This is a genomic window from Pedococcus sp. (assembly GCF_036000045.1).
Taxonomy (GTDB): Bacteria; Actinomycetota; Actinomycetes; order Actinomycetales; family Dermatophilaceae; genus Pedococcus.
The window spans coordinates 14,600-25,809 of record NZ_DASYGF010000018.1; the positions used below are offsets into that span (position 1 = coordinate 14,600).

At 69.2% G+C, this 11,210-nt stretch carries 12 protein-coding genes and 1 tRNA gene; 10 read left to right on the forward strand and 3 right to left on the reverse strand.

All coding sequences use genetic code 11. From position 1 onward, the window contains the following. Positions 1-36: 36 nt before the first annotated feature. Both VGN50_RS03235 and VGN50_RS03240 read right to left on the reverse strand, forming a co-directional pair. Positions 37-540 (reverse strand): hemerythrin domain-containing protein, encoded by a 504-nt coding sequence (locus tag VGN50_RS03235; protein WP_327443198.1) that lies wholly within the window; start codon positions 538-540, stop codon positions 37-39. Positions 541-645: 105 nt separating this feature from the next. Further along, entirely contained in the window at positions 646-1,704 is a 1,059-nt protein-coding gene (locus VGN50_RS03240; protein ID WP_327443199.1) for a hypothetical protein, read from the reverse strand. A gap of 313 nt (positions 1,705-2,017) precedes the next feature. Between VGN50_RS03240 and VGN50_RS03245 the strand changes: the two genes are divergently transcribed. The 10 genes from VGN50_RS03245 (at position 2,018) to VGN50_RS03290 (ending at position 10,923) form a co-directional block, all read left to right on the forward strand. Then, entirely contained in the window at positions 2,018-2,932 is a 915-nt protein-coding gene (locus VGN50_RS03245) for a decaprenyl-phosphate phosphoribosyltransferase (protein ID WP_327443200.1), read from the forward strand. Beyond that, the gene (locus tag VGN50_RS03250; protein WP_327443201.1) at positions 2,929-4,266 is read left to right on the forward strand and encodes an FAD-binding oxidoreductase; all 1,338 of its coding nucleotides are present in this window, start codon (positions 2,929-2,931) and stop codon (positions 4,264-4,266) included. Before VGN50_RS03245 ends, VGN50_RS03250 begins: the two co-directional genes overlap by 4 nt. Further along, positions 4,260-5,021, forward strand: a complete 762-nt coding sequence (locus tag VGN50_RS03255) for a decaprenylphospho-beta-D-erythro-pentofuranosid-2-ulose 2-reductase (RefSeq protein WP_327443202.1) — start codon at positions 4,260-4,262, stop codon at positions 5,019-5,021. Before VGN50_RS03250 ends, VGN50_RS03255 begins: the two co-directional genes overlap by 7 nt. Before the next feature lie 89 nt (positions 5,022-5,110). After that, the gene (locus VGN50_RS03260; RefSeq protein ID WP_327443203.1) at positions 5,111-6,583 is read left to right on the forward strand and encodes a carboxylesterase/lipase family protein; all 1,473 of its coding nucleotides are present in this window, start codon (positions 5,111-5,113) and stop codon (positions 6,581-6,583) included. A gap of 211 nt (positions 6,584-6,794) precedes the next feature. Continuing rightward, on the forward strand, positions 6,795-7,418 hold the full coding sequence (locus VGN50_RS03265) for a phosphatase PAP2 family protein (RefSeq protein WP_327443204.1): 624 nt from the start codon (positions 6,795-6,797) through the stop codon (positions 7,416-7,418). A 68-nt stretch (positions 7,419-7,486) separates the two neighbouring features. Next, positions 7,487-7,687: a hypothetical protein gene (locus VGN50_RS03270; protein ID WP_327443205.1), complete on the forward strand. Its 201-nt coding sequence runs from the start codon at positions 7,487-7,489 to the stop codon at positions 7,685-7,687. Between the two features lie 85 nt (positions 7,688-7,772). Continuing rightward, positions 7,773-8,501: an amino acid ABC transporter ATP-binding protein gene (locus VGN50_RS03275; protein ID WP_414694551.1), complete on the forward strand. Its 729-nt coding sequence runs from the start codon at positions 7,773-7,775 to the stop codon at positions 8,499-8,501. Between the two features lie 79 nt (positions 8,502-8,580). Further along, entirely contained in the window at positions 8,581-9,426 is an 846-nt protein-coding gene (locus VGN50_RS03280) for a glutamate ABC transporter substrate-binding protein (RefSeq protein ID WP_327443207.1), read from the forward strand. 348 nt (positions 9,427-9,774) lie between these two features. After that, positions 9,775-10,386: a GNAT family protein gene (locus VGN50_RS03285; protein ID WP_327443208.1), complete on the forward strand. Its 612-nt coding sequence runs from the start codon at positions 9,775-9,777 to the stop codon at positions 10,384-10,386. 333 nt (positions 10,387-10,719) lie between these two features. Continuing rightward, complete coding sequence (locus tag VGN50_RS03290) at positions 10,720-10,923, forward strand: hypothetical protein (RefSeq protein ID WP_327443209.1); 204 nt, start codon at positions 10,720-10,722, stop codon at positions 10,921-10,923. Between the two features lie 161 nt (positions 10,924-11,084). Here VGN50_RS03290 and VGN50_RS03295 read toward each other — a convergent pair. Beyond that, positions 11,085-11,160: transfer RNA gene (locus tag VGN50_RS03295), tRNA-Asn, on the reverse strand. Positions 11,161-11,210: the final 50 nt, after the last annotated feature.

Below are 11,210 nucleotides of genomic sequence, written 5' to 3' on the forward strand. Positions count from 1 at the left end.
CACGAGGCCACCCGTGTCACGCAACGCTCGGTGAGGTCAGTCGTGGTCCCGGATGTAGGCCTCGGGGTCCTTGTCGGTCTCGTCGACCCCTCTCCCCGCCGGGTGCTCGTAGTAGAACTGCAGCCATTGCATCGCCAGGTCATGGCGCAGCTGCCCGGTCGCGCTCTTGATGAAGTCGGGCAGGCCCTCGCGCTCCTCTTCATCCATGTGCTGGCCGTTCTGCTTCCGGGCTTCCCCGACCGCGGCGAACCACCCGGGTGTGCCGACCGCTTCCGCGCGGGCCGCCTTGACCGCGTCGCGGATCTCGTTGTGGTCGTGGATGGCGTCTTCGGTCTCCTCTTTGGGGTCCCCCGAGTCGCCGCGCTTGAGCAACGCAGGATAGAAGATCGCTTCTTCGGCGTCGGCGTGGGTCTCCAGCCGGGCGGCCAACGGCTCCCAGACGGCCCTCAGCTCAGCCTCGCCAGTGGCGGAGTCCAGGTAGAAGAAGCGCTGCCTGAACCAGTGATGATCCTCAAAGATGAGATCGATGATGTCGGCCATGCCACACCTTAACGCTTGGCACACTAAGTCAGTCGTTGGTCCAGCAGCCCGGGTGGGCGTATGAGGGTCTGAGCCTGAGGGGCATGTCGCTCGGGACACCCGCACTCAACGAGGCAGGACGGCGACGAAGTCCCTCGTGGAGGGGTTGAGGTAGCGGTAGGAGTTGGGACGCATGTCGCTGGTGAGCTTGTGCGGCTGCGCCACCCCCGGACCTGGGTGCGTGTACGTGATGAAGTTCGTCCAGTCGCGGTTGATGTCCAGCTCCATGGCCTCCGTCGCGCCGGCCGCCTGCAGCACACCGGCCAAGGTGGAGACGCTCATGGCCGGGCCGACCACGAACAGGTCGGCACCGTCTGCGCGGGTCGCGACCGCACTGCGCCAGACGTATGCCGCGTTGCCGACCGTCTTGCCCCAAGCCCGAGTGCTTGCGCTGTAGACCAGTGGCGAGACCACCCCGTGGTCGATGAGCAGGCTGAGGTTCTGACGGACCGCGGCCGTGCCTGCGCCCGGCTGACCCCCTGGCCAGCGTTCGACTGTGAACTCGCCGGCGCGCGAGACCACCATCGAGGCGGCGCCCCTCACTAGTGGTGCCACGGTGGTGCCGTTCTGCCAGTAGCCACCCTCGGCGTCGACCATCTGGAACCCGCTGTTGAACGTGGCGAGGACGTTCGACCGCTCCGCCGCGGTGAGCTGGTCCGGCCCGGTGAGAGGGTCGCCCGGCACCTGGTATCCGGGATGCTGGACGAACCGCAGGAGCTTGGGGTTCATCCACACCACGCTGACCACATAGGAGGTGTGCAGGGCGTCCGGACGCAGGAACGTGACCCAGGCGGCCGTCTGACCGTGCGCCTGCAGCAACGGCTGCCACACGCCCTCGCCCGGGATTGAAGGAGCCACGACCGGGCGCAGGTCGGTGGGTCGCACCAGCCCTCGGGTATGGGCGGGTGGCACCACGCCGCGTGAGACCTTGGGTATGCCACCTGCGACGGTGCCACCGACCTTGGGCTTGCTGAGCTGGTACTGCTCGGTCTCGAGGTAGGTGACGACCGCTCCCAGACCGTGGGTCCGCGCCCACTCGGCGAGCCGCGCGGCAGTGGTGTCGGTACCCGGGGCGGTCAGGGCACCTCCGACCGACACTCCGGTGACCAGGAGGAACACCGCCACGACGGCCAGGATGCCGGCCCTGACCCGCCGCCGCCGAGGGGTGAGGCGATGACGCTGCGGTCGGGCGGGAAGCAACGGCGGCTGCGCATGGGGCGACCGTTGGTCAACCGGGGTAGTCACGCAGCTCTCTCCATCTCCGTACTCCTACATGGCGGGTCGCCGAGCCCGGCGCCAAGTAGGGTCCACCCTAAGGTGACGCTCTGAGAACTTGCTTAGTACGTGCCGACACGGTCGCAGCGCGCGCCTGGTCCACGTGGTTCCTACTCCACGGCGCGACCGGAAGACCTGACCAGAAAGAGGAAACCGAAAACCGATGCAGCGGCGACCGCCACGGGTGCCTCACCTCCGTCCCCTCGCGCGGCTGCGAGCCGGGGTTCGGCTCATGCGGCCACGCCAGTGGGTGAAGAACGTTCTGGTGGCTGCGGCCCCCCTGGCGGCGGGCACGCTGACGCAGCCGCGGGTCCTCCTGCACACCGCCACCGCGTTCGTCGCGCTCGCGCTGGCCAGCAGCGCCACCTACTGCCTCAACGACGCGATGGATGCCGAGGCCGACTCGCTACACCCCGTCAAGAGCCGGCGGCCCATACCGTCGGGGCTGCTGACCAGCCGGGTGGCGGTCGTGCTTGCCTCGGTTCTGGCTGCCGCGGCGCTGCTGGTGGCGGGCCTCGCCTCGAGCTGGGGCCCACTGAGCGGTGTGGTGGTCGCCTACCTTGTGGTGACGGCGGCGTACAGCATCGCCCTCAAGCACCAACCGGTCCTGGAGCTGGGACTCATCTCGGCCGGCTTCGTACTCCGCGCCATCGCCGGAGGCGTGGCGACCGGCATACCCCTGTCGCAGTGGTTCCTCATCGTCACGGGTTTCGGCTCGCTGTACATGGTGGCCGGTAAGAGACTGTCTGAGCTGGTCCGGGCCCAGCACGAGAACGGCGCAGTACGTCGTGCCGTGGCCCACTACCCGCTGTCCTACCTGCGCGGCATACTCGCCATCAGCGCCTCGGTGGCCATCGCCGGCTACTGCCTGTGGGCTGCTGACGTGGCGGCACACCACGGCAACTCGATCTGGGTGGGTGTGAGCGTGTTCCCGTTCGTGCTGGCCCTCCTACGCTACGGACTCGACGCAGACGGCGGCCAAGTCGAGGAACCCGAGGAGGTCGTCATCCACGACCGCACCCTGCAGGGTCTCGGCCTGCTCTGGCTCCTGACCTATGCCGCGGGGGTGCTCCTGTGACCAGACAAGCACTGAGCGGGTGGGGCCGTGCGGTCGCGACCACGGCCGAGGTGAGCTACCCGGCGGACGTCGCGGCGGTCCAGCGGGCCGTCCTGGAGGCGCGGGAGGCACCGGCCGGGCGCGGGCTGCTCACCCGAGGGCTCGGGCGCAGCTATGGCGACGCTGCGATGAACGCCGGTGGTCAGGTGCTGCGCCTCTCCGCGTTCGACACGATAGGCATCCCGGCTCGGGACGGGACCATCGAGATCGGCGCGGGCGCGTCGTTGCACGACGTCCTTGCCCGGATCGTGCCGCAAGGCTGGTTCGTCCCGGTGACGCCTGGCACCCGACAGGTGACGATGGGCGGCGCCGTCAGCTCGGACGTCCACGGCAAGAACCACCACCGCGACGGCAGCCTCGGCTCTCACCTCACCTTCGTCGACATCGTCGACGGCACAGGGCAGGCCCGGCGGCTGACACCCGACGACGCGCTGTTCTCGGCCGTGGTCGGGGGCATGGGGCTCGCGGCAGTCATCACGCGCGTGGGTCTGCGGCTTCGGCCGATCCAGACCTCGAGCATGACGGTCCACACTACGCGGACCCGCGATCTCGAGGAGACCATGGCCCAGCTCGTCGCCGACGACGAGGGATACCGCTACACGGTGGCCTGGCTCGACACGCTCGCCCCCGGGGCGTCTCTCGGGCGAGGAGTGGTCACCAGTGGCGAGCATGCCCCGCAGGGCATGCCCGGCAGCAGACCGCTGGCCGACTATCGCGCCAGGGCTCTCGCACCGGCGACTCCCTGGGCACCGCAAGGCCTCCTCACCCCGCGCCTCGTCCGAGCCTTCAACGAGGCCTACTACCGACGCGCACCCGCACAGCCGACCACGGACGTGCAGAGCATCCCGGCCTTCTTCCACCCGCTCGACGTCCTGACCGGGTGGAACCGGCTCTACGGTCGGCGCGGGTTCCTTCAGTACCAGTTCGTGGTGCCCGACCCGGCCGCGGTGGAGCGCTTCGTCGTGACACTCCAGAGACACCGTGTGCCAGGACTGCTCGCGGTCCTGAAGCGCTTCGGGCCGGCGGCGCCCGCCCCTCTGTCGTTCCCGCGGCCGGGGTGGACCTTGGCCGTGGACATGCCGGCGCACCCGTCCCTAGGGGCCCTCCTGGACCGGTTGGACGAGGACGTCGTCAGCGCCGGCGGCCGCCAGTACTTCGCCAAGGACGGCCGGATGCGGCCCGAGCTGGTGCGGGTGATGTACCCGCGACTCGATGAATGGCGCACTTTGCGCGCCCAGTCCGACCCCGACCATGTCTTCACCTCTGATCTTGCAAGGAGACTCGACCTGTGCTGAACGCAGTGGGACAACCCAGCTCCGTCCTCGTTCTCGGCGCCACGTCCGAGATCGCCACGGCCACCGTCGCGCGACTCGCCGCGGCGGGCTCGCTGCGACGGGTCGTACTGGCCGGCAGGCCCGGGCCGTCGCGCGCGGCAGTGGTCGAGCACGTCGCGGCGCTTGCTGGCCCCGACAGTGTGGAGGCGGTCGACTTCGATGCCAGAGACATCGAGGCGACGGCGGACGTCCTTGGTCCCGTCTTCGATGCGGGTGACATCGACGTGGTCATCCTGGCTTTCGGCGTGCTGCCTGCCGATGCACTGCCCGAGGACCCTGCTGCCGCTGCAGAGGTGGTGACCACGAACTTCACGGGTGCGGTGGCTGCTCTGACTGTGGTCGGGCAGCGGTGTCGACGGCAGGGTCACGGAACCATCGTGGTGCTGTCCTCCGTGGCCGCCGAGCGCCCGCGCCGGAGCAACGTCCTCTACGGCGCCACCAAGGCCGGCCTCGACGCGTTCGCGACCGGGCTCGCCGACACACTCCGCGGATCGGGAGTGTCCGTCCTCGTCGTCCGCCCCGGCTTCGTGCGAACTCGGATGACAGCCGGCCTCGACCCCGCACCCCTGGCGGTCGGTCCTGATGACGTGGCGGCTGCAGTCGTCGCCCACCTTCGCGGACCCAGCCGCACGATCTGGGTGCCGGGCGCGATGCGGCCCGTGATGTCGGTACTCAGGCACCTGCCTGGAGCGGTGTTCCGACGGCTGCCCATCTAGGTGCGACAGTCCTGAGCCCGTGCGTGGCATGGGCGTCTGTGTCCTGGGTCGACCCTGGACACGGACGCGCGCTCTGCTTGGATGGGCCGATGGATCCAGTCGTTCGCGTCACCGGGGGTGACGTTCGAGGTTCGACCCGCGACGGCGTCAGCGCCTTCCTCGGCATCCCGTATGCCGCCCCGGCCGTGGGTGCCGACCGCTACCGCGCCCCTGGCCGCGTCGTCCCCTGGGACGGCGAGCGGGACGGGACCTCGCCCGGACCGACGGCCAGCCAGGCGGCATACCCCCCGCCGATGGATGCGCTGCTGCCGAGCTCGGTGGCACCTGGGGACGACTATCTCAACGTCAACGTCTGGGCACCGACCGACGGAGCCGACCGACCGGTGATGGTGTGGATCCACGGCGGGGCGTTCCTCCGGGGCGCGAACTCGTTGGCCGTCTATGACGGCTCCGCGTTCGCCCGCGACGGCGTGGTGCTCGTCGGGGTCAACTACCGGCTGGGGGTCCCGGGGTTCGCGGTGCTGGACGGCGCCCCAACGAACCTCGGGCTGCGCGACCAGATCGCGGCCCTCGAGTGGGTGCGCGACAACATTCGTGCGTTCGGTGGCAACCCCGATGACGTCACCGTCTTCGGGGAGTCCGCAGGCGGCATGAGCGTGGCGACACTGATGGCCTCCCCAGCCGCGCGCGGCCTGTTCCACAGGGCCATCGTCGAGAGCGGCGGCGCGACCGCTGTCTGCTCGCTCGACGACGCCCGCAAGGTGAGCAGCGAGATCGCCGCCCGCCTTTCGGTGCCTGCCACGGCAGAGGCCTTCGCCGCCCTCGACCCCGACCTCGTGACGGCGGCCCAGTCAGCCGTGGGCCTGGCCATGCAGACCGACCCCGACCCGGACCGCTGGGGCCCTTCGGTGCTCAGCGGCGGGCTCGGCATCATGAGCCTGTTCCCCGTCGTCGATGGCGACCTCGTGCCTGACGTCCCTCTGGCCCGTATCGCCGGTGGGTCCGCCGCCGGCATACCCCTGCTCGTAGGCACGACACGCGAGGAGTTCCGCCTCTTCCTTGTGCCCACAGGCGTCGCCGCGTCGGTCACGCGAGAAGCCTTGCCACTGTTGGCGTCTCGCTACGGCTGGCCCCAGCAGGCCATCGAGCTGTATGCCGCGAACCGCCCCGACGCCTCGCCCGGCGACATCGCCTGCGCCATCCTCACGGACGCGGGGTTCCGGGTGCCGGCGCACCGGCTCGCGACCGCCCACCACGACGCGGGAGGGACGGTCCATGCCTACGAGCTCGGGTGGCCCAGCCCGGTCGCCGCCCTGGGAGCCTGCCACGCCCTCGAGCTCGCCTTCGTGTTCGACACCGTGGGTCGTGGCGCGCCCATGGCAGGTGACGCTGCCCCGCAGCAGCTCGCCGACGTGATGCACCACGCCTGGGTCGGGTTCGCGCACGACGGGGCGCCGGGCTGGGAGCCCTGGTCACCGCAGAACCCTGCCGTCATGACGTTCGACGGCTCCTCCGGTGTCGTCCTGGGACCGCGTGCCGACGAGCTGGCCATCTGGGACTGACGGTCCTGCCGGACCGCGATGCCACACACCCCGGCAGGCGTACGCGAAAAGCTTCAAGCGCATCCGGGCCAGGACGACCCCACTGCTGGGCGTCACGCCGCAGGAGACGTCCTGACCTCACGCGAGGCGCTCCGGGCGCACCGCCCGGCGGTGGCTAGCATGCTGGCGTACGTTCCAGGGCGGTCATTCGCCCGATACCGAAAGGGTCTGCGTGAACCAGCTCCGTCGCCTCGACGACCGGGTCCTCCTGGCCATCAACGACTTCGCCCGCCGGACCCCGCTGTTGCACGGGCCCGTCAACGCCTATGCCAAGTACGGCGTGGTTGTCTTCGCGCTGCTGCTGCTCGCGGGGCTGGTCGCTGCTCGCCATCGAAGCTCACGTGACCTCGCGGCGACCGGCTGGGCAGCCATCGCCACACTCGTGGCACTGGCGCTGAACCAGCCTCTCGGTCACGTCTTCGCCGAGCAGCGTCCGTATGTCGCGCACCCGGGCCTGCTGCGACTGGCCAGCGTGACGACCGACTTCTCCTTCCCTTCCGACCACTGCGTGATGGCCGGCGCCGTCGCGGTGGGGTTGCTGCTGGCCCATCGCCGGCTGGGCGTCCTGGCCACCCTGGCGGCGCTGGTGATGGCCTTCGCGCGGGTCTACATCGCGGCGCACTACCCGTGGGACGTCGTGGGTGGGCTGGTGTTCGGCGGGCTCGTCGCAGGTCTCGGCTGGCTCCTGCTGAGGACGCCTCTCACCTGGGTCGTCGACCGGCTCCGGACTGCGCCGGGTCTTCGCTCCGTCTTCGGCGGCCCGGCTACGTCGAACGACGTCCCTCATCGGGCTTAGCCCGTTCTCGGGAACGAGCATCCGGACGGGCCATGGTGGGGCCGGACACGCTCGCGCAGACTGGGGTGGTGGAGATCCTCACGTTCACACCCCGACCGCCCGTGAGTGGGCCGGTCATCGCGTGTGCCGGCACCGTCGAGCTCGTCGACGGCGCGCGCTGCGACTGTCTCCTGCCGGACCACCGCCGCATCTACCGCGTCCGGTCCGTAGAGACGGGGGCCGAGTGCTGGGCCTACATCTTCGAGCTCATGGTGCACGAAGTCGCCTGAGCGTCCCGGCCGAGACGACTGGCACTGACCTGGGCAGACCAGCCTGGCCGTGTAAGTTGCCGACGTGACCGAGCCCCCCGAGCCCCTGGTCGTCCTCCAGAACGTCAACAAGCACTTCGGCGACCTACACGTCCTGCGTGACATCAACCTGACGGTCGGGCGGGGCGAGGTGGTCGTGGTCATCGGGCCCTCTGGCTCCGGCAAGTCGACCCTGTGCCGCACCATCAACCGGCTGGAGACGATCGAGTCCGGCTCCATCACCATCGACGGAAGGTCACTGCCCGAAGACGGCAAGGAGCTCGCTGCGCTGCGCGCGGAGGTGGGCATGGTGTTCCAGTCGTTCAACCTCTTCGCTCACAAGACCATCCTCGAGAACGTCACCTTGGCGCCCATCATGGTTCGCGGGACCCCGGTTGCCGTCGCCGAGAAGCGGGCACTGGAGCTGCTCGAGCGCGTCGGGGTAGCCCCGCAGGCGCAGAAGCTTCCTGGCCAGCTCTCCGGCGGCCAGCAGCAGCGCGTCGCGATCGCCAGGTCCCTCGCGATGGACCCTAAGGTGATGCTCCTGGACGAGCCCACGTCCGCGCTCGACCCGGAGATGACCACCGAGGTGCTCGAGGTGATGGTGCGGCTCGCCGAAGACGGCATGACGATGGTCGTCGTGACCCACGAGATGGGCTTCGCACGCAAGGCTGCCCATCGGGTCGTCTTCATGGCCGACGGTCAGATCGTCGAGCAGGCCGACCCGGCCACGTTCTTCACCGCTCCCTCTTCAGCGCGCGCCAAGGACTTCCTCGGTAGCGTCTTGCGCCACTGAGCCTGAGCCACCACGCACACATCCACCCACGCGCACAGCCACCCACGCGCACAGCCACCACCATCAGAGTAGGAGCAGGATGACCATTCGCCGGCTCGCGGCGCTGGGCGCTGCGCTGGTCCTCACCGTGGGGCTGAGTGCATGCACGGGCGGCGTCTCCCATGCTGGCGGTGGCGCCAAGCTCAAGGTCGGGATCAAGTTCGACGAGCCTGGACTCGGTTTCAAGCGGGGTTCGACCTACGCCGGGCTGGATGTGGACGTGGCCACCTACGTGGCCGAGCAGCTGGGGTATCGGGCGTCCGACATCCAGTGGGTGCAGGCACCCTCGGCGCAGCGCGAGACCCTCATCTCCACCGGTCAGGTGGACCTGGTCGTGGCCACGTACTCGATCACAGACCAGCGCAAGAAGAAGGTGTCCTTCGCGGGGCCCTACTTCGTGGCCGGGCAGGACCTGCTCGTCCGCTCCGACGACACCTCGATCACCGGCCCGGAGTCGCTGACCGGCAAGAAGCTCTGCTCCGCCTCCGGCTCGACCTCGGCACAGAAGGTCAAGGACAAGTACTCCGGCGTCCAGCTGCAGGAGTACCAGACGTACTCGGAGTGCGTCGCGGCCCTGGTCGCCGGGCGCGTGGATGCGGTGACGACCGACAACGCCATCCTTGCCGGGTATGCCGCGGAGCCGGCATACAAGGGCACGCTCAGGGTCGTGGGCAAGGCCTTCTCGCAGGAGCGTTACGGGATCGGCTTCAGGCACGGCGACGTGGCTCTGTGCCAGAAGATCACCACGGCCATCACGTCGATGATCTCGTCGGGAGCCTGGCAGCGGGCGGTCGACGCGAACCTCGGTCCCTCGGGCTTCCGGGTCGACCGGACGACGAACCCTCCGCAACCCGACCCGTGCCCCAGTGAGTCGACGAGCTCCTGACGGGGTTGCCACGAGGCGGACGCTGCCTGGCTCCCCCGGTTGGACGCGAACCAACAGCCTGCCGATGTCTGACCGACTAAGCGGGTACTCAACGTCGACCGCGACGCGGTATTGCCGACGAGGGTTGACCTAACCGGGAGCCGTGGCATGCCTCCGCGCTGTCACACTCGGAATGAGGGGGGCCTGTCCAGTGCAACCCCACCGACCGCAAGGACCGACTCCTCCTGCCCCTCAACGCCCCCGTCACCCCCCACCCCCGGCCTGTTCGGCTTTACAGCTCATCCAGGGTGGAGTCATCGGCGTGTCTGGAGGAGTGCCCCCTCACCGGTGTAGGGCACCATCTGGGTCATGACCACCCCCACCCTCCTCGGCACACGCGTGCGACTCCGGGCCGTGAGCCCGAACGATGCGCAGGCCCGCCAAGAGTGGGGCTGGCACCACGACATCGAGCGCAACTACGGACACGAGTGCGCCACCCGACCCATGACGCCCGACGAAGCCCGGGCGTGGTTCGATGACATTCAGCACCAGAACAGTTCCACGTTCTGGGTCATCGAAGCGCCCGACGGTATGGCCGGTGTTGCGTTCCTGCACTCGCTGAGCGAGCCCGACCGCAAGGCGCGCTACGCCATCGGCATGTTCGACCCACGGTTCCTTGGGCGTGGGCTGGGGACCGAAGCGACGCAGCTGGTGTTGCAGCACGCGTTCGGTGAGCTTGGGCTCCACCGTGTCGACCTTCGCGTGTTGGCGTTCAACACCTCGGCCATCGCGTCCTACAAGCGTGTCGGCTTCGTCGAAGAGGGGCGCGAACGCGACAGCTGCCGGCTGGAGGGTCAATGGCATGACGACGTCATCATGGGCGTTCTGGAGCCAGAGTTCCGGGCGGCCTTCACCCCTCCGACTGAGCGTCTCTCCGGTTCAACGGACGAGCCCCTGGAAGCCAAAGGGCCACGCCAGTGAGGGTCGGCGAGGCAGGTAGGGGTTGCGGTTGACCCGTCCCTCGGGTCGGGCCAGGCGAGGTGAGCGATGGCGCCTCCAGACACGAAACCGACGCACCCAAAACCACACGAGAAGCCGAACAGGGGCCCCCCCGATCGGGGGCGTTGCCCTGTCACAGCCCGGATTCGGGTATCGCTTCGGGCCTCCCCGCAAGGACGGACGCGCTGCTGGACCTCGCGCGGCGGGTCCCTTCGATCGACCATCGCCGAGCCGACTGCACGGCGGAGCCTGTTCGACGACGGCGCTCAGCCGTCTGACGGAGGCCTCCCCGCGCTGCCCGACCTACGATGCCTCATGCCGATCGTCAAGCGTGGTGTGATCTGGCTTGCTTGGGGCCTCGTTCCGGCCGCCTTGGTGCTGGCGGGCCTGCTGCCCGACGGCAAAGGCCCACTCCCGCGGCTCCTGCTGCCGATGTTCATGGCAGCCTTGTTCCTGTGGCTCCTGGCCGGGCTCGTCATGGTTGCCACCTGGCAGGAGCATCGCATCAGCGATCGCTAGCGCCGCTGGCCGCGCTGCCATCCGCCGCTCACCCAGGACGTCTACATGGGTCGGAGCGTGGCGAGCTCTCGGGGGCGCCGAGGTGCTGGCCGGTGAATGAGTGGGTACTCAACGGGTACCGCGCCCAGCCATGGGAGGCTGAGGGCGGCCATCGTGCGTGGTGGCTCCCCCGGTTGGACTCGAACCAACAACCTGCCGATTAACAGTCGGCTGCTCTGCCAATTGAGCTACAGGGGAATGGCCGCGGCGTTCCTGCCCGCGGCGCTGCGCAACGATAGCAAAGGATG